The organism is Bradyrhizobium sp. RT6a (assembly GCF_040547675.1).
Taxonomy (GTDB): Bacteria; Pseudomonadota; Alphaproteobacteria; order Rhizobiales; family Xanthobacteraceae; genus Bradyrhizobium.
Genome location: NZ_JBEPQC010000004.1, coordinates 229,308 through 250,316 on the forward strand (window position 1 = coordinate 229,308; position 21,009 = coordinate 250,316).

Annotated in this window: 24 protein-coding genes; 17 read left to right on the forward strand and 7 right to left on the reverse strand. The window is 64.7% G+C overall.

What is annotated here, in order from left to right; translation table 11 throughout:
* Positions 1-52 precede the first annotated feature (52 nt).
* From ABIC03_RS22855 to ABIC03_RS22900, 10 genes are all read left to right on the forward strand, one after another.
* The gene (locus ABIC03_RS22855) at positions 53-664 is read left to right on the forward strand and encodes a permease (protein ID WP_275170984.1); all 612 of its coding nucleotides are present in this window, start codon (positions 53-55) and stop codon (positions 662-664) included.
* Entirely contained in the window at positions 661-1,161 is a 501-nt protein-coding gene (locus tag ABIC03_RS22860) for a hypothetical protein (protein WP_279685632.1), read from the forward strand. The genes ABIC03_RS22855 and ABIC03_RS22860 overlap by 4 nt, the downstream gene beginning before the upstream one ends.
* 43 nt (positions 1,162-1,204) lie before the next feature.
* Entirely contained in the window at positions 1,205-1,441 is a 237-nt protein-coding gene (locus ABIC03_RS22865) for a hypothetical protein (protein ID WP_354061255.1), read from the forward strand.
* Between the two features lie 2 nt (positions 1,442-1,443).
* Positions 1,444-2,199, forward strand: a complete 756-nt coding sequence (locus ABIC03_RS22870; RefSeq protein WP_354061257.1) for a metal ABC transporter ATP-binding protein — start codon at positions 1,444-1,446, stop codon at positions 2,197-2,199.
* A gap of 6 nt (positions 2,200-2,205) precedes the next feature.
* Positions 2,206-3,075 carry a metal ABC transporter permease gene (locus ABIC03_RS22875; RefSeq protein WP_275170987.1) on the forward strand — a complete coding sequence of 290 codons (870 nt, stop codon included), beginning with the start codon at positions 2,206-2,208 and terminating at the stop codon, positions 3,073-3,075.
* Positions 3,076-3,080: 5 nt separating this feature from the next.
* A complete protein-coding gene (locus ABIC03_RS22880) occupies positions 3,081-3,944 on the forward strand; it encodes a metal ABC transporter solute-binding protein, Zn/Mn family (RefSeq protein WP_354061260.1) in 864 nt (287 codons plus the stop codon).
* 54 nt (positions 3,945-3,998) lie between these two features.
* Positions 3,999-5,054 carry a CobW family GTP-binding protein gene (locus ABIC03_RS22885; protein ID WP_354061262.1) on the forward strand — a complete coding sequence of 352 codons (1,056 nt, stop codon included), beginning with the start codon at positions 3,999-4,001 and terminating at the stop codon, positions 5,052-5,054.
* The gene (locus tag ABIC03_RS22890) at positions 5,054-6,073 is read left to right on the forward strand and encodes a WD40 repeat domain-containing protein (RefSeq protein WP_354062003.1); all 1,020 of its coding nucleotides are present in this window, start codon (positions 5,054-5,056) and stop codon (positions 6,071-6,073) included. Before ABIC03_RS22885 ends, ABIC03_RS22890 begins: the two co-directional genes overlap by 1 nt.
* Before the next feature lie 30 nt (positions 6,074-6,103).
* A complete protein-coding gene (locus ABIC03_RS22895; RefSeq protein ID WP_275170990.1) occupies positions 6,104-6,820 on the forward strand; it encodes an MgtC/SapB family protein in 717 nt (238 codons plus the stop codon).
* Positions 6,821-6,921: 101 nt separating this feature from the next.
* Positions 6,922-7,257, forward strand: coding sequence for a hypothetical protein (locus ABIC03_RS22900; protein WP_354062005.1), 336 nt, complete (start codon positions 6,922-6,924; stop codon positions 7,255-7,257).
* A gap of 135 nt (positions 7,258-7,392) precedes the next feature.
* Here the strand turns inward: ABIC03_RS22900 and ABIC03_RS22905 are convergent, their stop codons facing one another.
* From ABIC03_RS22905 to ABIC03_RS22925, 5 genes are all read right to left on the reverse strand, one after another.
* On the reverse strand, positions 7,393-8,835 hold the full coding sequence (locus ABIC03_RS22905) for a homospermidine synthase (protein WP_354061264.1): 1,443 nt from the start codon (positions 8,833-8,835) through the stop codon (positions 7,393-7,395).
* 44 nt (positions 8,836-8,879) lie between these two features.
* The gene (locus ABIC03_RS22910) at positions 8,880-9,269 is read right to left on the reverse strand and encodes a RidA family protein (RefSeq protein ID WP_354061266.1); all 390 of its coding nucleotides are present in this window, start codon (positions 9,267-9,269) and stop codon (positions 8,880-8,882) included.
* A 145-nt stretch (positions 9,270-9,414) separates the two neighbouring features.
* On the reverse strand, positions 9,415-10,002 hold the full coding sequence (locus tag ABIC03_RS22915; protein ID WP_354061268.1) for a GNAT family N-acetyltransferase: 588 nt from the start codon (positions 10,000-10,002) through the stop codon (positions 9,415-9,417).
* Positions 10,003-10,134: 132 nt separating this feature from the next.
* Positions 10,135-11,277, reverse strand: a complete 1,143-nt coding sequence (locus tag ABIC03_RS22920) for a type III PLP-dependent enzyme (RefSeq protein WP_018453321.1) — start codon at positions 11,275-11,277, stop codon at positions 10,135-10,137.
* A 670-nt stretch (positions 11,278-11,947) separates the two neighbouring features.
* Entirely contained in the window at positions 11,948-12,202 is a 255-nt protein-coding gene (locus ABIC03_RS22925; protein WP_007597166.1) for a hypothetical protein, read from the reverse strand.
* A gap of 135 nt (positions 12,203-12,337) precedes the next feature.
* On the opposite strand from ABIC03_RS22925, the gene ABIC03_RS22930 reads away from it, so the two are divergent.
* Genes ABIC03_RS22930 through ABIC03_RS22940 form a run of 3 tightly spaced genes read left to right on the forward strand, consistent with a single transcriptional unit; the run spans position 12,338 to position 16,154 of the window.
* Complete coding sequence (locus ABIC03_RS22930) at positions 12,338-14,419, forward strand: M3 family metallopeptidase (protein WP_354061271.1); 2,082 nt, start codon at positions 12,338-12,340, stop codon at positions 14,417-14,419.
* Positions 14,419-15,057, forward strand: coding sequence for a DUF1007 family protein (locus ABIC03_RS22935; RefSeq protein ID WP_354061273.1), 639 nt, complete (start codon positions 14,419-14,421; stop codon positions 15,055-15,057). Before ABIC03_RS22930 ends, ABIC03_RS22935 begins: the two co-directional genes overlap by 1 nt.
* Positions 15,054-16,154 carry a nickel/cobalt transporter gene (locus tag ABIC03_RS22940; RefSeq protein ID WP_354061275.1) on the forward strand — a complete coding sequence of 367 codons (1,101 nt, stop codon included), beginning with the start codon at positions 15,054-15,056 and terminating at the stop codon, positions 16,152-16,154. The genes ABIC03_RS22935 and ABIC03_RS22940 overlap by 4 nt, the downstream gene beginning before the upstream one ends.
* A gap of 108 nt (positions 16,155-16,262) precedes the next feature.
* Here ABIC03_RS22940 and ABIC03_RS22945 read toward each other — a convergent pair whose 3' ends face one another.
* On the reverse strand, positions 16,263-16,661 hold the full coding sequence (locus ABIC03_RS22945; protein WP_354061277.1) for an MAPEG family protein: 399 nt from the start codon (positions 16,659-16,661) through the stop codon (positions 16,263-16,265).
* An 80-nt stretch (positions 16,662-16,741) separates the two neighbouring features.
* Between ABIC03_RS22945 and hemH the strand changes: the two genes are divergently transcribed.
* From hemH to ABIC03_RS22965, 4 genes are all read left to right on the forward strand, one after another.
* Entirely contained in the window at positions 16,742-17,779 is a 1,038-nt protein-coding gene (gene hemH / locus ABIC03_RS22950; RefSeq protein ID WP_354061279.1) for a ferrochelatase, read from the forward strand.
* Between the two features lie 25 nt (positions 17,780-17,804).
* Complete coding sequence (locus tag ABIC03_RS22955) at positions 17,805-18,779, forward strand: ABC transporter substrate-binding protein (protein ID WP_354061281.1); 975 nt, start codon at positions 17,805-17,807, stop codon at positions 18,777-18,779.
* A 274-nt stretch (positions 18,780-19,053) separates the two neighbouring features.
* Positions 19,054-20,055 carry an SPFH domain-containing protein gene (locus ABIC03_RS22960; RefSeq protein ID WP_354061283.1) on the forward strand — a complete coding sequence of 334 codons (1,002 nt, stop codon included), beginning with the start codon at positions 19,054-19,056 and terminating at the stop codon, positions 20,053-20,055.
* A gap of 70 nt (positions 20,056-20,125) precedes the next feature.
* Positions 20,126-20,569: an NfeD family protein gene (locus ABIC03_RS22965; RefSeq protein ID WP_354061285.1), complete on the forward strand. Its 444-nt coding sequence runs from the start codon at positions 20,126-20,128 to the stop codon at positions 20,567-20,569.
* A gap of 29 nt (positions 20,570-20,598) precedes the next feature.
* Here the strand turns inward: ABIC03_RS22965 and ABIC03_RS22970 are convergent, their stop codons facing one another.
* Positions 20,599-20,937: a winged helix-turn-helix transcriptional regulator gene (locus ABIC03_RS22970; RefSeq protein ID WP_354061287.1), complete on the reverse strand. Its 339-nt coding sequence runs from the start codon at positions 20,935-20,937 to the stop codon at positions 20,599-20,601.
* Positions 20,938-21,009 lie beyond the last annotated feature (72 nt).

Genomic DNA, 21,009 nt, shown 5'->3' on the forward strand with positions numbered 1-21,009 from the left:
TCTGCGGCGCCCTTAATCAGGACGGGCATTACCCTCGAGCCGAACGCGCCCGTTGTCAGAACCTTCCCCGAGAGACCCGGCGCCCGCCGAGGACGCGGAATCCGAACCGCGGCCGGGTCGCGTGCGCAAGCCGATCGGCTGGTCCACCATCATCATCGCAGCGCTGGTGGCGGTGAGCGCGGGTTTGGTCTGGCGGCGTGACGGCACCGACGGTGTTCTCGAAATACTGACCCACGATCTCTCGCTGTTCGGCGGCATCCTGCCGCGCGTGCTGGCCGGTTGCCTGCTCGGCGCGTTCATCTCCGAGATACTGCCGCACGAAAAAGTCTCGCGCGCGCTCGGGCCGAAATCGGGCCTGAAAGGCCTTCTGATCGGCACCGCCTTCGGCGCGATCCTGCCCGGCGGTCCCTTCACCGCCTATCCCGTGGCGAGTGCGCTGCTCGCGGTCGGCGCCGATTTCGGTGCCACCATCGCCATGGTCGTGAGCTGGACCTTGATCGGCTATGGCCGGGCGGTGGCTTGGGAAATCCCGATCATGGGCACCGATTTCACGCTGTGGCGCATCGTCATCTCGCTGCCGTTGCCGGTGCTCGCAGGCGCGCTCGGCCGCTTCGTCTATGTCCGGCTTTATCCGAAGCCGGCCATCAAGGACGATGAGACTTGAGCGCCGCGCTTCTGATCGACATCCTGTTGTGGGGCTCTGTGTTCGGCGTCGGCCTGATCGCCTTTCGCCGCGGCCCATCGGTGTTCAAGGCCTCGCTGCGCGAAGGCTCGATGGATTTCATCAACATCGTGCCGCGGATCGCGCTGGGGGTGATCGGCTCCGGCTACATCGCCGCCATCATCCCGCAGGAGGTGATCAGCGGCTGGCTGGGGCCGGACAGCGGCTGGCTCGGGGTCGCGACCGCCGTGGTCGCGGGTGCCGCGACGCCCGGCGGCCCGGTGATCGGGTTCTCCATCGGTACGGTGGCGCTGAAATCGGGCGGCGGGGTGCCTCAAGTGGTCGCCTATGTCGTCGCCTGGGCGCTGTTTGCCTTCCAACGGGTGATTTTATGGGAAATTCCGTTCATGCCGGCCCGTTTCGTCTGGTTCCGCTGTGCGGTTTCGGTGCCGTTCCCGTTCGTCGCCGCCGCTATCGCCATGGTGATCGGCAAGCCCTGAGCCCGGCGTGGACAGAGGTAATGTTATAATATAACGTTCCGGCATGGTTCCCGCCGCGTCCCAAGCCCATCATCACGACCACGCTCATGGCCATTTCAATGACCACGGGCATTCGCACGGACACGATCACACCCACGCACATGTCCACGGTGCGGCCTCTCCGCATCCGGCTCAGGCGGCGCACTGGTCGATCCTGCGCATGACGATGGCCGCCCGCCTCGCGGCCGCGCTCGCGGTCTGCGCCGTGCTCTGGGGCGTGGTTTTCCTGGCGATGAGGTGACCATGGCGGCGCTGCATTTCCACAACGTCACGCTTGGCTATGACCGTCATCCGGCCGTGCACCACCTCAATGGGGAGGTCGCCCCGGGCGCGCTGCTGGCCGTGATCGGCCCGAACGGCGCCGGCAAGTCGACGCTGCTGCGTGGCATCGTCGGCATCCTCAAGCCGCTCGACGGCAGCATCCATCTCGGCGGGCTCGACAGCCGCGATATCGCCTATCTGCCGCAGAGTGCCGAGATCGACCGCAGCTTCCCGATCTCGGTGCTGGACTTCGTCGCCACCGGGCTGTGGCGCGGGACCGGCCTGTTCGGCGGCATCGGCAAGGCGGCGCGCGAAAAGATCCTCCGCGCGATCGCTTCCGTTGGCCTCAACGGTTTCGAAAACCGCCCGATCGGCACGCTCTCGGGCGGCCAAATGCAGCGCGTGCTGTTCGCGCGCGTGCTGCTCCAGGACGCCGGACTGATCGTGCTGGACGAGCCCTTCAACGCCATCGACAGCAAGACCACTGCCGATCTGCTGGCGCTGGTGAAGCACTGGCATGGCGAAGGCCGCACCGTGCTGGCCGCACTACACGACATGGAGATGGTGCGCGCCCATTTCAGCGAGACGCTGGTGCTGGCGCGCGGCCCTGTGGCGTGGGGCCCGACGGCGGAAGTGCTGACGCCGGAAAACCTGATGGTCGCGATGCGGATGTGCGAAGCCTTCGACGACAGCGCCGCCGCCTGCTCGGCCGATGATGCCCGCTCACGGGCGGCTTGATATCCGATGCTCTATGACGCGCTGATCGGCCCGTTCACCGAATTCGAGTTCATGAGACGTGCGCTGGCGGCCGTGATCGCGCTCTCGCTCGCGGGCGCGCCGATCGGCGTGTTCTTGATGTTGCGGCGGATGAGCCTGGTCGGCGACGCCATGGCGCATGCAATCCTCCCTGGCGCCGCTGTCGGTTTCCTGCTTTCCGGTCTCAACCTGTTCGCGATGACGGCCGGCGGCCTGATCGCAGGTTTTGCCGTCGCAATCCTCGCAGGCCTCGTCGCGCGCTCGACCGGGCTGAAGGAGGACGCCTCGCTCGCGACCTTCTATCTGGCATCGCTGGCGCTGGGCGTGACCATCGTCTCGATCAAGGGCACCAATATCGACCTGCTGCACGTGCTGTTCGGCAATATTCTGGCGATGGACGACCAGACGCTGCTGGTCGTCGCCTTCAACGCCACGGTGACGCTGCTGGTGCTCGCAGTGATCTACCGTCCGCTGGTGATCGAGAGCGTCGATCCCTTGTTCTTGCGTACCGTGAGCCGGGCTGGCGGGCCTGCGCATCTCGCTTTCCTCGCGCTGGTCGTGATCAACCTCGTCAACGGCTTTCAGGCGCTCGGCACGCTGCTCGCGGTCGGCCTGATGATCCTGCCGGCCGGCATCGCGCGGTTCTGGTCGCGCGATCTCACCGTCATGATCTGCATCGCGGTCGTCGCTGCCGCCGTCTCCGGCTATGCAGGTCTCGTGCTGTCGTTCCAGACCCGTGTGCCGTCGGGCCCTGCGATCATTCTGGTGGCGAGCGCGCTTTACACCGTCTCTGTCCTGTTCGGCACGGTGGGCGGCGTCGTCAGGCAACTCTTTCCCGGCCGGCATCTGGAAGCGTGACGGCGATGCGGCGCATCCTGCTTTGTGTGCTTTTGCTGATTGCCTCGCCGCTGCACGCCGCGGAGCAGCTGAAGGTCGTCGCGAGCTTCTCGATCCTCGCCGATTTCGTCCGCAATGTCGGCGGCGACCGGATCAATCTGACGACGCTGGTCGGGGCCGACAGCGACGTCCATGTCTACGCGCCCGCGCCAAGCGATGCGAAGCGGATCGCAGACGCAAAGCTCGTCGTTGTGAACGGACTTGGTCTCGAGGGTTGGCTGCCGCGCCTCGTGCAGTCCTCGGGCAGCAAGGCGCATGTGGTCACCGCGAGCGCCGGCATCGCGCCGCTCAAGCTCGGCTCTGCCGCCGACCCGCATGGCTGGCAGTCCGTCCCCAACGCGAAGGTCTACGTCACCGACATCGCCAATGCGCTGGCCGCGGCCGACCCTGACGATGCGGAGTTCTTCCGCGCCCAGGCCAAGGCCTATCTGGAAAAGCTCGAAACGCTCGACCGCGAGGTCCGCGAAGCCGTGGCCAAGATCCCGCCGGAGCGGCGCAAGGTGATCTCGACCCATGACGCCTTCGGCTATTTCGCCGCTGAATACGGCGTCCAGTTCATCGCGCCCTTGGGCGTCTCCACGGAAACCGAGCCCAGCGCGCGGGACATCGCCACCATCATCGGCCAGATCAAGGCCCAAAAAATCCCGGCCGTGTTCCTGGAAAATATCAGCGACGACCGGCTGATCCGGCGGATCGCGGCGGAGACCGGCTCAAAAGTCGGCGGGACCCTGATTTCGGACGGTTTGACCGGCGAAAAGGGGCCTGCACCCACTTACATTGATATGGTCAGGCACAATATAAAGGCCCTGACCAGCGCGCTTGACCACTAGGGCAGGGGCCACCCCGCCTCGCGTCGCGCGACAAGCCCGAAGTCCGGAGTTGTTATGTCTGAAGTGACCGCCCCAAAAATTCCCGTGACCGTCCTGACCGGCTATCTCGGCGCCGGCAAGACCACGCTGTTGAACCGCATCCTGTCGGAAAACCATGGCAAGAAGTACGCCGTCATCGTCAACGAATTCGGCGAGATCGGCATCGACAACGACCTCATCATCGGCGCCGATGAGGAAGTGTTCGAGATGAACAACGGCTGCATCTGCTGCACCGTGCGCGGCGATCTCGTGCGCATCATGGAAGGTCTGATGAAGCGCAAGGGCAAGTTCGACGCCATCATCGTCGAGACCACCGGTCTTGCCGATCCGGCACCGGTCGCCCAGACCTTCTTCGTCGACGAGGACGTGCAGAAGAACGCGCGCCTCGATGCGGTCGTGACGGTTGCGGACGCCAAATGGCTGTCCGATCGTCTCAAGGACGCGCCCGAGGCCAAGAACCAGATCGCCTTTGCCGACGTTATCGTGCTGAACAAGACCGATCTCGTCACCAAGGGTGAGCTTGCCGAGGTCGAGGCCCGCATCCGCGCCATCAACCCCTATGCGAAGCTGCACCGCACCGAGCGCTGCTCGGTGGCTTTGGCCGACGTGCTCGACCGCGGCGCCTTCGACCTCGACCGCATCCTCGACATCGAGCCGGACTTCCTGAATGCCGACGATCATGACCACGACCACGATCATCACCATCATGGCCACGACCATCACCACGATCATGATCACGGCCACGGCCACGGCCTGAAGCACTATCACGACGAGGACATGCAGTCGCTGTCGCTCAAGACCGACAAGCCGCTCGATCCCAACGTGTTCATGCCCTGGCTCCAGAATCTGGTGCAGGTGGAGGGCGGCAAGATCCTGCGCTCCAAGGGCATCCTCGCCTTCCACGACGACGACGACCGTTACGTCTTCCAGGGCGTGCATATGATGCTGGAGGGCAACCACCAGCGGAAGTGGAAGGATGGCGAGCCGCGCGAGAGCCGCCTCGTCTTCATCGGCCGCGAATTGCCGCAAGATCTCATTCGCCAGGGTTTTGAGAGCTGCATCGTCTCGTGATGAAAGAGTTTACGCCGCCCGCCGATTCCGCCTCGATCGTCTCCGTCACCGAGCGCGTCAAACCGCTCGCGCTCGGCATGGTCGTGACCTCCGTGCATTTCCTTGGCAGCCGCGCCGCCTTCGTCGGCGGCGAGGAGAATGTCGCGTTCGTGGATGGCCAGGGCGAGATCAGCAAGGTCGCCGTGCACAGCGGCGGCATTCTGTCGGCGGCCTCGGACGGCAAGCGCGTCGTGATGGGCGGGGACGATGGAAAAGTCGTGTCGCTCGACGCCAAGGGCGATGTGACGCTGCTTGCGACCGATCCGAAACGGCGCTGGATCGATGCGGTGGCGTTGCATCCGGACGGTGCCTACGCCTGGTCGGCCGGCAAGACTGCTTTCTTCAAGAACGGCAAGAGCGAGGAGAAGTCGCTCGAGGTGCCCTCGACCGTCGGCGGCCTCGCGTTTGCGCCGAAGGGCCAGCGTCTCGCGATCGCCCATTACAACGGCGCGACGCTGTGGTTTCCCAACATGGCGGGATCGGCCGAATTCCTGCCTTGGGCCGGCTCGCATCTCGGCGTCACCTTCAGCCCGGACAACAAATTCCTGGTCACCACGATGCACGAATCGGCGCTGCACGGCTGGCGGCTTGCCGACAACAGACACATGCGCATGACCGGTTATCCCGGCCGCGTCCGCTCGATGTCGTGGAGCGCGGGCGGCAAGGCGCTGGCGACCTCGGGCGCCGACACGGTGATCCTGTGGCCGTTCGCCAGCAAGGACGGCCCGATGGGCAAGGAGCCCGCGATGCTCGCGCCGCTGCAGGCGCGCGTGTCGGTCGTTGCCTGCCATCCCAAGAACGACATCTTCGCCGCCGGCTATAGCGACGGCACCGTGCTGATGGTGCGTCTGGAGGACGGCGCCGAGATCCTTGTCCGCCGCAATGGCACCCCGCCGGTGGCCGCACTCGCCTGGAACGCCAAGGGGACGCTGCTGGCGTTCGCCGACGAAAATGGGGACGGCGGCCTGCTCGAGCTTTAATCTGTCATCGTTCCGACCGTAGATGGGGCCATGCGGTTTCTGACGACCTTCCAGATCGCTGATTTTGCGGACACGCTGGTCAGCCTGTTCACGGCCTTCGTGCTGGGCACGCTGATCGGCGCTGAGCGGCAATATCGTCAGCGCACCGCGGGCCTGCGTACCAACGTGCTGGTCGCGGTCGGCGCCGCCGCTTTCGTCGATCTCGCCATGCACCTGGCCGGCGCCGACGGCGCGGTGCGGGTGATCTCCTACGTCGTCTCGGGCATCGGCTTTCTCGGCGCCGGCGTCATCATGAAGCAGGGCATGGACGTGCGCGGGCTCAATACCGCGGCGACGCTGTGGGCTTCGGCCGCGGTCGGCTCCTGCGCCGGCGCGGACATGGTCGCGCAGGCCGCGGCGCTGACGGTGTTCGTGATTGCCGGCAACACCATGCTGCGGCCGTTGGTCAACGCCATCAACCGCATTCCGCTGAACGAGAAGACCTCCGAGGCGACCTATTACTTCAAGCTCGCGGTCGCACCGGACGCCTTGCCCGACATGCGTGACCGGCTCGTCGAGAAGCTTGAGAGCGCAAAATATCTGGTGGCCGATATCGAAATGGTCGAAACCGGGGACGATCTGATCGAGATCGTGGCAAAGCTGGTCGCGACCGCCGTCGATCCGAACGAGTTGAATGCAGTGGCGACCGATCTCCAGCATCTGCCCGGCGTCCGCCACGCCACCTGGGAAGTCAGCACCACGGATTGAGCGTGGCGATTGGGCGCGCAGCCGTCGAGTTCCGGCCGGCACGGGCAGGGAACCGCAGACCGGCGATTTCGTTGATCCCGTGGACAAAGGCGGTGATCGACATGCCCGGCCAATATGACAAGCGTAGACTGAAGCTCGATCTGATGGTTGCCTGCACGCTGTTCGCAGCCGGCGTCGTGGTGTCAGGGCTGTCGCTGGCGCAAATCCGCGCCGAGACCCGGATGCAGACGGCCCAGGCGACGCAACCGCTTCAGGGCACGCCGTCCGACGATCAGAACAAGCCCGCGGAAGCCAAGCCCGGCGGCGACCGGCCGACCACGCCGGCCCCAGAGCCTGCGCGGCCCGACCCGCAGACGCAGGGCGCTGCCGGCGCGGCGAAACCAGCATTGCCGCCGGCGCCAGCCGAGAAGATCGCGCCGCCGATCGAGAGGAAGTAGGTTCCCTGTCATTTCGGGGCGCGCGTAGCGCGAGCCCGGAATCCATTTGTCAGCGGATTCTGTCGCCTGATGGATTCCGGACTCGCGCCAAGTGGCGCGCCCCGGAATGACGAGCGGAGAGTTGGGTGACGGCTCTCACCGCACCAGAACGTTCCGGAACTGCCAGGGATCGCTCGTATCGATATCTTCCGGGAACAGCCCGGGACGGTCGGTGAGCGGCGTCCAGTCGGTGTAAAAACCCTTCACCGGGCCGAGATACGGCAGCTGGATTTCCAGCAGACGATCGAAATCCATCTCGTCGGCTTCGACGATGCCTTCGTTCGGGTTTTCCAGCGCCCACACCATGCCGCCGAGCACGGCGGAGGTCACCTGCAGGCCGGTGGCGTTCTGATAGGGCGCGAGCTTGCGGGTCTCTTCGATGGAGAGCTGCGAGCCGTACCAGTAGGCATTGTTGTCATGGCCGAACAGCAGCACGCCGAGTTCGTCGATGCCGTCGACGATCTCGTTCTCGTCGAGGATGTGATGCTTCTCCTGCATCTTCGCGGCGCGGCCGAACATTTCATGCAGCGACAGCACGGCGTCATCAGCCGGATGATAGGCGTAGTGGCAAGTCGGCCGATAGACTGCCGTGCCTGATGCGTCGCGCACGGTGAAATAATCGGCGATCGAGATCGACTCGTTGTGGGTGACGAGGAAGCCATACTGCGCGCCGCGGGTCGGGCACCAGGTGCGCACGCGCGTGTTGGCGCCGGGCTGCATCAGATAGATGGCAGCGCCGCAGCCGACTTCGTGAGTCCGCGCATTCTCGGGCATCCATTTTTCGTGGGTGCCCCAGCCGAGTTCTGATGGCTGCACGCCTTCCGACAGGAAACCTTCCACCGACCAGGTGTTGACGAAGACATCCGGCTCTTTCGGCTTCTTGGAGCGCTGGGTGTCGCGTTCAGCGATGTGGATGCCCTTGATGCCAGCCTGCCGCATCAAGTCCGCCCATTCGGCTTTGGTCTTCGGCTTGGGGGCATTGAGCTTCAGGTCGGCGGCGACGTTGAGCAGCGCCTGCTTGACGAAAAACGAGACCATGCCGGGATTGGCGCCACAGCAGGAAACGGCCGTCGTCGAGCCCGCGGGGCGCGCCTTCTTGGCGGCCAGCGTCGCTTCGCGCAGGGCGTAGTTGGAGCGCGCTTCCGGGCCTTTCGTGGAATCGAAATAGAAGCCGAGCCAGGGCTCGTTGACGGTGTCGATATAGAGAGCGCCGAGCTCGTTGCAGAGCTCCATGATGTCGGTGGAGCCGGTGTCGACCGAGAGATTGACGCAAAAGCCCTGGCCGCCGCCTTCGGTGAGCAGCGGGGTCAGCAACTCCCGATAATTGTCCCTGGTCACGGCCTTCTGGATGAAGCGCACATTGTGCTTCTCGCAATGCGCCTTGCGGCCTTCGTCCTTGGGATCGATCACGGTGATGCGCGACTTGTCGTAATCGAGATGCCATTCGATCAGCGGCAGCGTGCCTTTGCCGATGGAGCCGAAGCCGACCATGACGATGGGACCGGTAATCTTCGCGTAGATCTGCGAGGCGGGGCTCATGGGATGGTTTCTCCGGAACGTGCTGGCGGCAAAGGGTGGGTGGATCAGGCGCTGCGGCGCTTGGCGGTGACTTCGATCTCGACCTTCATCTCGGGCTTGGCGAGGGCGCTGACGACCAGCAAGGTCGCGGCCGGCCTGATGTCGCCGAGAACCTCGCCGCAGACGGCGAAATGGGCATCGATGGTGCTGGTGTCGGTGACGTAGTAGGTCGCACGGACGATGTCGGCCATCTCGAAACCGCCCTCCTTCAGGGCAGCTTCGATGGTCTTGAAGCAGTTGCGTGACTGGCTCGTGACATCGGCCGGCATCGTCATCGTGGTGTAGTCGTAGCCGGTGGTGCCCGCGACAAAGGCGAACTCGCCGTCGATCACGGCGCGGCTGTAGCCGGCGGTCTTCTCGAACGGGGAGCCGGTGGAAATCAGGCGGCGGGACATGGTCGTGGCCTCGACTGAAGAGGAATTTCGTGGGGTTTACGGGCAATTTGCCGGCCTGCGCAACCCCAAAGGAATGGAGCTTAACGCAGGCCCAGCCGGGCGTTGCCGCTTAACGCGGCTCGGTCGTCGCCATTATGGCGATCTCTTACGCCGCGTGCGCCTGGAGGGCGCGAACTACCCTCCGTTTGGGCAAGGCTGCGCCGGTCGGGACAATCATCCCGGCGGCGTCATCCAGTGCGCCGGCATGGAATTCGATCGCCAGCAGGCGGTCGCGCTCGAACGGGCCGGGCAGCGACAGCTCGCCGGTCTTCTCAGGCGAGAAGCCGAAGCGGGCGTAATAAGGGGCATCGCCGAGCAGGATCACGGCGGCATGCCCGCGCGCCCGGGCGGCAGCCAGCGCTTGTTGCATCAGCGCGGCGCCGATCCCGAGCTCGCGGCAGGCAGGGTCCACCGCCAGCGGTCCGAGGACCAGAGCGGGCCTGCCTCCGGCGCTGACGTGCCACAGCCGCACGGTTCCCACGAGCTTCCCCTCGCGCATCGCGACCAGCGCAAGGCCGGCGGCGGGTGCGCGTCCGTCGCGCAGGCGCTGACAGGTGCGGCCATGGCGGTTCTCGCCAAAGGACGCATCGAGCAGCGCTTCACGCATCGCAACGTCGCCAGCACGCTCCGCACGGATCGCGAACGGAGCGGCTTTCGAGGTGGGGTCAACCTGTGTCTTCCGAAGAGCAGCCATGGCGCGTCAGTCCCCGCTTGAAACCGACGTGCGCAAAGCACGCCGGTCCAAGGCGTCGTCAGAAATCGAAATGTCAGGGAGGGAGCCGGCAAGCCGGCTCCCGGGTTCGTCGGGCCTCGGAAAGAGAGGCGATCAGATGTGGTAGGTCTTCAGCGGCGGGATGCCGTTGAACGCCACCGCCGAGTAGGTCGACGTATAGGCTCCGGTGCCTTCGATCAACAGCTTGTCGCCGATCTCGAGCGTCACCGGAAGCGGATACGGGTTCTTCTCGTACAGCACGTCGGCGCTGTCGCAGGTTGGCCCAGCGAGCACGCACGGCGTCATGTCCGCGCCGTCATGCGGGGTGCGGATGGCGTAACGGATCGACTCGTCCATGGTCTCGGCGAGACCGCCGAACTTGCCGATGTCGAGATAGACCCAGCGCACCTCGTCCTCATCGCTTTTCTTCGAGATGAGCACGACCTCGGACTCGATGATGCCGGCGTTGCCCACCATGCCGCGACCCGGCTCGATGATGGTCTCCGGAATCTGGTTGCCGAAGTGCTTGCGCAGCGCGCGGAAGATCGAGCGCCCGTAGGTCACCACCGGCGGCACGTCCTTCAGGTACTTGGTCGGGAAACCGCCGCCCATGTTGACCATGGTCAGGTTGATGCCGCGCTCGGCGCAGTCGCGGAACACCTGCGAGGCCATCGCCAGCGCACGGTCCCACGCCTTCACCTTGCGCTGCTGCGAGCCGACATGGAAGGAGATGCCGCACGGCTCCAGGCCCAGACGCTTGGCAACGTCGAGCACGTCGACGGCCATCTCCGGATCGCAGCCGAACTTGCGCGACAGCGGCCATTCGGCGCCGGCGCAGTCATAGAGGATGCGGCAGAACACCTTTGCGCCGGGAGCGGCACGGGCGACCTTCTCGACTTCGGCGGCGCAATCGACCGCGAACAGCCGAATGCCGAGCGCGAAGGCGCGCGCGATGTCGCGCTCCTTCTTGATCGTGTTGCCAAAGGAGATGCGGTCGGGCGTCGCACCGGCGGCCAGCGCCATCTCGATCTCGGCGACTGTCGCGGTGTCGAAGCAGGAGCCCATGGAGGCGAGCAAGGCCAGCACTTCCGGCGCCGGGTTCGCCTTGACGGCATAGAACACGCGGCTGTCGGGCAGAGCCTTGGCAAAGGTCTGGTAATTGTCGCGCACGACTTCGAGGTCGACGACGAGGCACGGTTCGGTGTCGAGGCCCTCGCTGCGGCGGTTGCGCAGGAATTCCTGGATACGGTCGGTCATAGCACTCTCCCAAACGGCCCAGCGACGGGGATCCGTTCAAAAAATGACGTCGGATAAGAGCGCTCCGGCCAGATCGCGCGATGGAGGCGCGACGAGCCAAAGACTCAGATCAGACAGTGCTGCCGTGGATTGGTTGGGAATGTTCCCGCCCGCACACCTGGCAATGAAGGACAAGCCTTTTCAGTAGCCCGCGCCGGCGTTGGACTGCCGGTAGAGACCAAAAAAGCCCGATCCGTCGTTGCTTTAAGTCGCGTCCCCCGTTGAGAGCGGGGTGCGCCGGTTCGCCTCCGGCTGCCAGTCACGGTTGCAAAGAGCAAAGTCACCTTCGACAAGGCATCCCTTTGAGAGAGATGCTGGACGCTCCGGGTTTGCTTTCGTCTTCCGGCTATGAGCCTTCCGGACTTCCGCACTTCCGAAGAGCCCCTCGGCTTCTTCACCCCTTGGCGGCTGTCCGGCCTCTTGTCCGGATACCTACCGACTGACACACGACCACAGGCACGTGCGAAATTGGGCAATCCGCACATAAGTGTTTTGACTCTGCTTCGCAAGAGATTTTTTAGGCTGCGAACAGAATTGCCTAACATCTGCTTGCGCAGTGTTGCGCGAGCGACGCGGAAGATGAACGCGCGTTAAGTTTTCAGCGCGCGTGTCTCTCGCGCGCGTACGCGCTTCAGCCGCGCTTCGTGAACGGCTCGACGCGCTGAGCGGCGCGGATGAAGGCAGTCATCACGAGCACGCCGAGCGCGAACAGCGCGGCCTGAAGGATGTGCGTGCCCTGCTCGCCCAGCCCGAACAGGATCGCGAGCGCCCAGCCGCCGGCAAACGCTGCGCCGAACACCTCGGCGCCGATCAGGATGGCGGCGCTGATGACGGTGATGACGCTCGGCCAGACGATCCGACGGGAAGACGAGGAGGTCGCGTTCATGAGCTCAGGGGTCCTAGGCTTGAAGGGCCGCAATCTCCCCGAAAAGGCAGCCGGGAGCAAGGGCAAATGGCCCAAAAAAGCCCCATCGCGTGCTATAGCTGGCCGCAACAATCGAGCCACAAACCGGGACTTGTAATGTCAGAACCCCGCCAAACTACGGACTCCGAGACCAACCCGCTGCTGAAGGCGTGGGTGACGCCATTTGCGACCCCGCCCTTCGACGAGATCAAGCCGGAGCACTTCCTGCCGGCCTTCGAGCAGGCCTTCGCGGACCACTCTGCCGAGATCGCCGCGATCACCAACGACCCGACCGCGGCCGACTTCGCCAACACCATCACGGCGCTGGAGCGCTCGGGCAAGCTGCTCAGCAAGGTCGCGTCAGTCTTTTACGACCTCGTCTCGGCGCACTCCAACCCGGCCATCCTGGAGATCGACAAGGAGGTTTCCTTGCGGATGGCGCGGCACTGGAATCCGATCATGATGAACGCCGTGCTGTTTGGCCGCATCGCCCAGCTGCACGAGAACCGCGCCAATCTCGGTCTGACACCGGAACAGCTCCGCCTGCTCGAGCGTACCTACACCCGCTTCCACCGCTCGGGCGCGGGCCTCTCCGAAGAGGCCAAGACGCGGATGGCCGAGATCAACGAGAGGCTCGCCCAGCTCGGCACCGGCTTCAGTCATCATCTGCTCGGCGACGAGCAGGAATGGTTCATGGAGCTCGGCGAAGCCGACCGCCAGGGTCTGCCGGAGAGTTTTGTCGCCAGCGCCAAGGCTGCGGCAGAAGAACGCGGCATGGCCGGCAAGGCCATCGTCACCCTGTCGCGCTCCTCGGTCGAACAGTTCCTGAAGAGCTCGGCCCGGCGTGATCTGCGTGAGAAGGTCTACAAGGCTTTCACGGCGCGCGGCGACAACGGCAATGCCAACGACAACAACGCGACCGTCGTCGAGGTCCTGAAGCTGCGCGAAGAGAGCGCCAATCTCCTGGGCTACCCGACCTTCGCGGCCTACCGGCTCGAGGATTCCATGGCCAAGACGCCGGAAGCGGTGCGCGGCCTTCTGGAGCGGGTCTGGAAGCCCGCCCGGGCGCGGGCGCTCGCCGACCGCGACGACATGCAGACGCTGATCACGGAGGAGGGCGGCAATTTCAAGCTCGCCCCCTGGGACTGGCGCTTCTATGCCGAAAAGCTGCGCCTTCAGCGCGCCAATTTCGACGACGCCGCGATCAAACCGTATCTCGCGCTCGACCACATGATCGCCGCCGCCTTCGACTGCGCCACGCGCCTGTTCGGCGTCACCTTCGAGGAGCGCAAGGATGTGCCGGTCTGGCATCCGGACGTCCGGGTCTGGGAAATGAAGGGGCGGGACGGCAAGCACAAGGCGCTATTCTATGGCGACTACTTCGCCCGGCCGTCGAAGCGCTCCGGCGCCTGGATGACCTCGCTGCGCGACCAGCAGAAGCTCGACGGCGAGGTCGCGCCGCTGATCCTCAACATCTGCAACTTCTCCAAGGGCGCGGATGGGGAACCCTCGCTGCTGTCGCCCGACGACGCCCGCACCCTGTTCCACGAGTTCGGCCACGGCCTGCACGGCATGCTTTCCAACGTGACCTATCCCTCGCTGTCGGGCACCTCCGTGTTCACCGACTTCGTCGAGCTGCCCTCGCAGCTCTACGAGCATTGGCAGGAGCGGCCGGAGGTGCTGCAGCAGTTCGCCCGCCATTACCAGACCGGCGAGCCGCTGCCGGACGATCTGCTGCAACGGTTCCTGGCCGCGCGAAAATTCAACCAGGGTTTTGCCACCGTCGAGTTCGTCTCCTCGGCGCTGATCGATCTCGAATTCCACACCCAGCCGGCCTCCGCCGCGCAGGATGTCCGCGCCTTTGAGAGACGCGAGCTGGAGAAGATCGGCATGCCCGAGGAGATCTCGCTGCGTCACCGTCCCACGCAATTCGGTCACATCTTCACCGGCGATCACTATGCCGCCGGCTACTATAGCTACATGTGGTCGGAGGTGATGGACGCCGACGCCTTCGGCGCGTTCGAGGAAGCCGGCGACATCTTCGATCCCGCCGTCGCAAAGCGCTTGCACGACGACATCTACTCGAGCGGCGGATCGGTCGATCCGGAAGCTGCCTATGAGGCGTTCCGCGGCCGGCCGCCGGAGCCCGACGCGCTACTGCGCCGCCGCGGCCTGCTTGACGCCCCGAAGGCGGCCTGATGGGCATGCGCGCCCTGTTCGGACTGCTGCTCGCCGTTGCCCTGTCGCTCGCGGCAGGCGCTGCGCGGGCGCATCCGCATGTCTGGATCACCGCGACCAGCGAGCTGCTTTACGCTCCCGACGGCACCATCACCGGCGTGCGCCATGCATGGACCTTCGACGACATGTTCTCCGCCTATGCGGTGCAGGGGCTCGAGAGCAAGACCAAGGGCGCCTATTCGCGCGAGGAGCTCGGGCCGTTGGCACAGACCAATGTCGAGTCGCTGAAGGAATATGCCTACTTCACCTTCGCGCGAGCCGACGGCAAGAAGGAGCGATTCCAGGAGCCGGTCGACTATTTCCTCGACTACAAGGATACGGTCCTGACCCTGCACTTCACGCTGCCGCTGAAGAACCCGGTCAAGCCCAGGCAATTGATGCTCGAAGTGTTCGACCGCTCCTTCTTCATCGACTTCCAGATGGCCAAGGACAACCCGGTCAAGCTGGTTGGCGCGCCCGCCGGCTGCCAGATGAAACTTGACCGGCCGAGCGACGGCACCGCGAGTGCCCAGAAGCTCAACGAGCAGACCTTCATGAACGGCGAGAATTCGAATTTCGGCATGATGTTCGCCAACAAGATCACGGTGGATTGTCCTTGAAGCCGAAACTCACGCCTTTCGGGCGCGGGCTCGCCGTCTGCGCGGGCGTTCTTCTCGTCGTGGCCGTGGCCGACGCGGCGCTCCACGATCTCCTCGCGCAAAATCCGTTCGGCGCGCCGCGTTCGCCACAAGCCGCCCAGCCCGAGGCCAGCGGCATCATCGGCTGGTTGCTGGCCAAGCAATCGGAATTCTATCGCCAGATGTCGGCGACGATCCGCGCCGCGAAGTCCGACGGCTCGGCGGTGTGGACGCTGCTCTTCATCTCGTTCGCCTATGGCATCTTCCACGCGGCCGGCCCCGGTCATGGCAAGGCGGTGATCGCCTCCTATCTCGTCGCCAATCGTGAGACCGCCCGGCGCGGCATCGTGCTGTCGTTTGCCTCCGCGCTGATGCAGTCGCTGGTGGCGATCCTGATCGTCGGTATCTCGGCCTGGGTGCTGAATGCGACCGCCAAGACCATGTGCAAGGCGGAAGGCGCGATTGAAATCGCAAGCTATGCGTTGATCGCGCTGTTTGGCCTGCGCCTGGTCTGGGTCAAGGGCCGCACCTTCATCCGTGCGCTGCAGGCGGTTCAGCCGGTGCCCGCGATCGCGGGCGTGCCGCATGACCATCATGATCACGGTCACCACCATCACGATACGCACGATCATCATGGTCACGATCATGCGCACGCCCATCATCACCACCAGCATGACCACGTCCATGACGAGCATTGCGGCCATTCCCACGGCCCCACGCCGAGCGAACTCGCCGGCCCCGGTGGCTGGGGACGCGGCTTTGCCGCGATCCTCACCGTCGGCATCCGTCCCTGTTCGGGCGCGATCCTGGTGCTGGTGTTTGCGCTGGCCCAAGGCCTGTTCTGGGCCGGCATCGCCGCGACCTTGCTGATGGGGCTTGGCACCGCGATCACGGTCGCGGCCATCGCGGTGGTCGCCGTCTCGGCCAAGGACATCGCCGCCCGCCTGAGCGCCGGACGCGACGGCAGCGGCGCACTGTTCATGCGCGGCATCGAATTCGCCGCCGCCGGCCTCGTGCTGCTGTTCGGTGCGGGTCTGCTGTTGGGTTACATCGCGGCCGAACGGACGACGTGTTTTTGAGCGGCAGGCGTTGTAGCCCGGATGGAGCGAAGCGCAATCCGGGACAGTGCCGCCGCGGAGGGGACCCCGGATTACGCTTCGCTCCATCCGGGCTACGGTTTCACGAACTCACACCGGCAAGAACTGCTTCAACGCGGGCATGAAGAAGATCCCGAGATTGATCGCAAAGCCGATGCTCCAGAGGATCGAGCGCAACGTCGGCCGGTTGCCGAGATAGGTCAGCACATAGGCGATCCGTACGATCAGGAACAGCACCGCGAGCTCGTCGATCAGGCGCTGCGGCGACTCCCTGTATTCGGCGAGTAGCACCGCGAAGGCGAAGAACGGAAAGGTCTCGATGCCGTTCTGGTGCGCGCCGAGCGCGCGCTGCGCGATGGCGTCTTCGAAGAAGACGGGGTCGCGCGGCCGCGAATTGTCGAAGCCGCGAAATCTGATCCATTTGATCGAGACGATCGTTAAGAGATAGAGCAGCAGTGCCCCGAAAACGCACCATTCCGCCAGCGTCATGGTTCTTCCCCCTGCGCACGGACCCTAGCGAAACCGGCCCAATCTTGACAAGTTCGGAACAACGCGCGACGCAACGGATCATGATGACAACCGCCCCCACCCAGACCGCGATGCCGGCCACGCAGCCCGCCCCCTCGCGCGTCGGCGTGCTCCTGGTCAATCTCGGCACGCCCGATACCGCCGACGCGCGCGGCGTGCGGGTCTATTTGAAGGAATTCCTCTCGGACGCCCGCGTCATCGAGGATCAGGGCTTGATCTGGAAGGTGGTGCTGAACGGCATCATCCTGCGCACCCGCCCCCGCGCCAAGGCGCGCGACTATCTCAAGATCTGGAACACCCAGAAGAACGAGTCGCCGCTCAAGACCATCACGCGCTCGCAGAGCGACAAGCTTGCGGCCGCATTGTCGGACCGCGACCAGGTCGTAGTGGATTGGGCGATGCGCTACGGTAATCCATCGATCAAATCGGGCATCGATGCCCTGATTGCGAAGGGCTGTGATCGCATCCTTGCCGTACCCCTCTATCCGCAATATTCCGCCGCGACGTCGGCCACCGTCTGCGACGAGGTGTTTCGCGTGTTTGCGCGGCTGCGCGCGCAGCCGACGCTGCGGGTGACGCCGCCTTATTACGAGGACGAAGCCTATATCGAGGCGCTCGCCACCTCGATCGAGACGCATCTGGCGAGCCTGCCGTTCAAGCCGGAGCTGATCGTCGCCTCCTTCCACGGCATGCCGAAGGCCTACGTCGACAAGGGGGACCCGTATCAGAGCCAGTGCGTCGCGACCACCGAGGCGCTGCGGCGCCGGCTCGGCATGGACGAGACGAAACTGCTGCTGACCTTCCAGTCGCGCTTCGGATTCGACGAGTGGCTGCAGCCCTACACCGACAAGACCATGGAGCGTCTGGCGAAAGAGGGCGTGCGCCGCATCGCGGTGATCACGCCGGGCTTTTCCGCCGACTGCCTCGAGACGCTGGAGGAGATCGCGCAGGAGAATGCCGAGATCTTCGAGCACAATGGCGGCGAGCAGTTTTCCGCGATCCCCTGCCTCAACGACAGCGACCCCGGCATGAACGTGATCCGAACGCTGGTGCTCCGCGAGCTCCGGGGCTGGATATAGTGGGCCTGGATCTGAGGAGCGCCCCTTGAACCGCCGCGAGGTTCTGGCGCTTCTTGGGGTGACCGCGGCGCTGCCGGCCTCAGTGCTGGCGCAAACGAATGCGACGCGCCGGCTCGGCGTGCTCTCGGTCACTGCGGCCGACGACGCGATCGGTCAGACGCGTAGCGCGATCTTGGTCGAGGAGCTTGCCGGCCACGGCTGGAAGGAGCACGACAACCTCAAGATCGATTGGCGTAATGGAGGCGGCGATCGCGCACGAATCGCGCAATTCGCCGATGAGCTGATCGCGCTCAAGCCCGACATCTTGCTCGCGGTCGGCACGCCCTCGGTGGAAGAGCTGCGCCGGCGCACGACGACGATCCCGATCGTTTTCGCCGTCGTCACCGATCCTGTCAGCCAGGGCTTTGTCCAGAATCTCGCTCATCCCGGCGGCAATGTCACCGGCTTCACCGATTACGACGGCCCGCTGGCCGGCAAATGGCTGGAGATGCTGACGCAGGTCACGCCAAGACCGTCCCGTGTGTTCGTGGTCTACAATCCCGCCACCGCCCCGTTCGCGCCCCTGATGCTGGGTACGATTGAGGACGCTGGCCGCGCGCTCGATGTGACGGTAGAGTCCGCGCCGGTGCATGACACGGCCTCGATCGTCGCCCTGGCTTCGCGGAAAGACGGCGGCCTGCTGGTGCTGCCGGACTTTTTCACCATGTCCAACCGTGCGCTTCTCCTGGCGGCCATCAATGAAGCGCGTGTGCCGGCAGTGTTCTGGAGCCGTACCTTCGTCGACGAGGGTGGCTTGATGTCCTACAGCACCGACAGCGCCGAGCAGCTCCGCCGCGCCGCCTCCTATATCGATCGCATTCTGAAGGGTGCGCGGGCGGCCGACTTGCCGGTCCAGAATCCGACCACGTTCGAGCTGACGATCAACTTGAAGACGGCCAAGGCGATCGGCGTCACGCTTCCGCCAAGCCTGCTCGCAACCGCGAACGAGGTCATCGAGTAGGATTTGGCTGCGACCGCCGGCATGGACGGATTCGTTAACGTCGTCGCTAGGTCTGCGCCGGCACGCTTTCAAGAGCGCGTCGCAAATACATAATCGCGACCATTCCTTCTCCCGGCGTCTTGTGTAGAATCCTGCCGATGCCGAAATCATCCACGACCGCTGAACACTGAATCCTTTACTGAACCCTTTACTGAACCCTTGGGGTCGTGATCCCGACCAATGACAGCGCGGAAAAGGGTCTTTTCCCGGCAATCTTTTCCGCCTTGGAGGAAATATGAGCGGTTTCGACATTTTCGCGATTGTGCTGGTTTTGCTCGTCATCGTCACGTTGGTTGCCGGCGTGAAAACGGTGCCGCAGGGCTATGACTGGACCATCGAGCGGTTCGGCAAATACACCCAGACGCTGAGCCCCGGGCTCAATCTGATCGTGCCCTATTTCGATCGCGTCGGACGCAAGATCAACATGATGGAGCAGGTCATCGACATTCCCGAGCAGGAGGTGATCACCAAGGACAACGCCACCGTGACGGTCGACGGCGTCGCCTTCTTTCAGGTGTTCGACGCCGCCAAGGCGAGCTACGAGGTCTCCAACCTGACCCAGGCCGTCACCGTGTTGACCATGACCAACATCCGTTCGGTGATGGGCTCGATGGATCTCGATCAGGTGTTGTCGCACCGTGACGAAATCAACGAGCGCCTGCTGCGTGTGGTCGATGCCGCCGTCTCGCCCTGGGGCCTCAAGGTCAATCGTATCGAGATCAAGGATATCGTGCCGCCGGCGGACCTCGTCGAAGCCATGGGCCGACAGATGAAGGCCGAGCGCGTCAAACGCGCCGACATCCTTCAGGCCGAAGGTGCACGCCAGTCCGAGATCCTGCGCGCCGAGGGTGCCAAGCAGGGCCAAATTCTCCAGGCGGAAGGTCGCCGCGAGGCCGCCTTCCGCGACGCCGAAGCACGCGAGCGGTCGGCGGAAGCCGAGGCCAAGGCGACGCAGATGGTCAGCGAAGCGATCTCCAAGGGCGACGTCGCGGCGCTGAACTATTTTATCGCCGACAAATATATCAAGGCGTTCGGGCAACTGGCTGAGTCGCCGAACCAGAAGGTCATCATGCTTCCGGTCGAAGCGATGAGCATGCTGGGCTCGCTCGCCGGCATCGGCGAGATCGCCAAGGCGACGTTCGGCGAAAGCGCAGCGTCCGCGGCCGCTGCCGCCCGCCGCGGCTCGGTGCCGTCGTCCAGTCCGACGCCGCCGGCGGTGCCGCCGCGGCAGGGGTAAAGCGCATGCCCCGGAAAAGTGGACACCGGTTTTCCGACAAGGGCATGCGTCATTTCAAAGAGGTCGTGTCATGACCGACATGTTCGTATCGCTCGGCACCTGGAACTGGCTGATCTTCGGCTTCGTCCTGATGGCGCTGGAGGTGCTGGCGCCGGGAATCTTCCTGTTCTGGCTCGGGCTCGCCGCGTTGCTGGTCGGGCTGATCTCGTTCGGAGTAGCGATATCCTGGCAGATCCAGCTCGTGATGTTCGCGATCTTCGCTGCCGCCGCGGTGCCGGTGTGGCGCCGCCTCGCCCGTCCGAAGTCTGATGCGAGCGCGAGCCCATTCCTCAACAAGCGCGCGGATGCGCTGCTCGGCCGCGAGTTCACGCTGGAGAAGCCGATCGTCGACGGCAACGGCACCATGCGTATCGGCGACACGGTCTGGCGCGTCGCTGGTCCGGATACGCCGGCGGGCACGCGTGTGAAGGTGGTGCAGGTGGACGGTGCGAATCTGACGGTTGCGGCGGCGTAGACGAGCTTGCCGGGACGGCATCGCCAGACTTACGCGCCGCTCTTGCTGCGCCACCTCTCCGCAAACCGGTGCAGCGGCATGAACGTCTCGCACAATTCTCGCCCGAGCGCCGTCAGCCCGTAACCGCTGGCTTCGCCGAGTTCCACGAATCCGGCCTCGCGCAAATCGTCCAACCGCGCCTGCAGCACCGTCGGCGAGGCCTCGTCGCAGGCGGTTCGCAATGCGCGCGAGGTGAGGGGGGCGTCGCGCAATTCCCACAGGATTCGCAGGCTCCAGCGTCGCCCCAGGATGTCGAGCAGCGCCATGATCGGTCGCCCGGAGCGCGAGCCACGGACGTTGCGCGATCTGGGGGAGGTCTGTTTCGCCATCGCGGCCCTCTTGCACACTGCTACAAATAATGTAGCGTATTGCTACAATAAATGTAGCAAAGGAGACGGCCA

Bases quoted from the DNA above. Each gene is read 5' to 3' on its own strand.
- ABIC03_RS22925 (WP_007597166.1), bottom strand. From the start codon at position 12,202: ATGAACGCGACCTCCTCGTCTTCCCGTCGGATCGTCTGGCCGAGCGTC.
- ABIC03_RS22945 (WP_354061277.1), bottom strand. From the start codon at position 16,661: ATGACGCTGGCGGAATGGTGCGTTTTCGGGGCACTGCTGCTCTATCTC.
- ABIC03_RS22895 (WP_275170990.1), top strand. From the start codon at position 6,104: ATGCGGTTTCTGACGACCTTCCAGATCGCTGATTTTGCGGACACGCTG.
- ABIC03_RS22880 (WP_354061260.1), top strand. From the start codon at position 3,081: ATGCGGCGCATCCTGCTTTGTGTGCTTTTGCTGATTGCCTCGCCGCTG.
- ABIC03_RS22870 (WP_354061257.1), top strand. From the start codon at position 1,444: ATGGCGGCGCTGCATTTCCACAACGTCACGCTTGGCTATGACCGTCAT.
- ABIC03_RS22865 (WP_354061255.1), top strand. From the start codon at position 1,205: ATGGTTCCCGCCGCGTCCCAAGCCCATCATCACGACCACGCTCATGGC.
- ABIC03_RS22930 (WP_354061271.1), top strand. From the start codon at position 12,338: ATGTCAGAACCCCGCCAAACTACGGACTCCGAGACCAACCCGCTGCTG.
- ABIC03_RS22970 (WP_354061287.1), bottom strand. From the start codon at position 20,937: ATGGCGAAACAGACCTCCCCCAGATCGCGCAACGTCCGTGGCTCGCGC.
- ABIC03_RS22905 (WP_354061264.1), bottom strand. From the start codon at position 8,835: ATGAGCCCCGCCTCGCAGATCTACGCGAAGATTACCGGTCCCATCGTC.
- ABIC03_RS22890 (WP_354062003.1), top strand. From the start codon at position 5,054: ATGAAAGAGTTTACGCCGCCCGCCGATTCCGCCTCGATCGTCTCCGTC.
- ABIC03_RS22885 (WP_354061262.1), top strand. From the start codon at position 3,999: ATGTCTGAAGTGACCGCCCCAAAAATTCCCGTGACCGTCCTGACCGGC.
- ABIC03_RS22960 (WP_354061283.1), top strand. From the start codon at position 19,054: ATGAGCGGTTTCGACATTTTCGCGATTGTGCTGGTTTTGCTCGTCATC.
- ABIC03_RS22915 (WP_354061268.1), bottom strand. From the start codon at position 10,002: ATGGCTGCTCTTCGGAAGACACAGGTTGACCCCACCTCGAAAGCCGCT.
- ABIC03_RS22965 (WP_354061285.1), top strand. From the start codon at position 20,126: ATGACCGACATGTTCGTATCGCTCGGCACCTGGAACTGGCTGATCTTC.
- ABIC03_RS22910 (WP_354061266.1), bottom strand. From the start codon at position 9,269: ATGTCCCGCCGCCTGATTTCCACCGGCTCCCCGTTCGAGAAGACCGCC.
- ABIC03_RS22920 (WP_018453321.1), bottom strand. From the start codon at position 11,277: ATGACCGACCGTATCCAGGAATTCCTGCGCAACCGCCGCAGCGAGGGC.
- hemH (WP_354061279.1), top strand. From the start codon at position 16,742: ATGATGACAACCGCCCCCACCCAGACCGCGATGCCGGCCACGCAGCCC.
- ABIC03_RS22935 (WP_354061273.1), top strand. From the start codon at position 14,419: ATGGGCATGCGCGCCCTGTTCGGACTGCTGCTCGCCGTTGCCCTGTCG.
- ABIC03_RS22875 (WP_275170987.1), top strand. From the start codon at position 2,206: ATGCTCTATGACGCGCTGATCGGCCCGTTCACCGAATTCGAGTTCATG.
- ABIC03_RS22900 (WP_354062005.1), top strand. From the start codon at position 6,922: ATGCCCGGCCAATATGACAAGCGTAGACTGAAGCTCGATCTGATGGTT.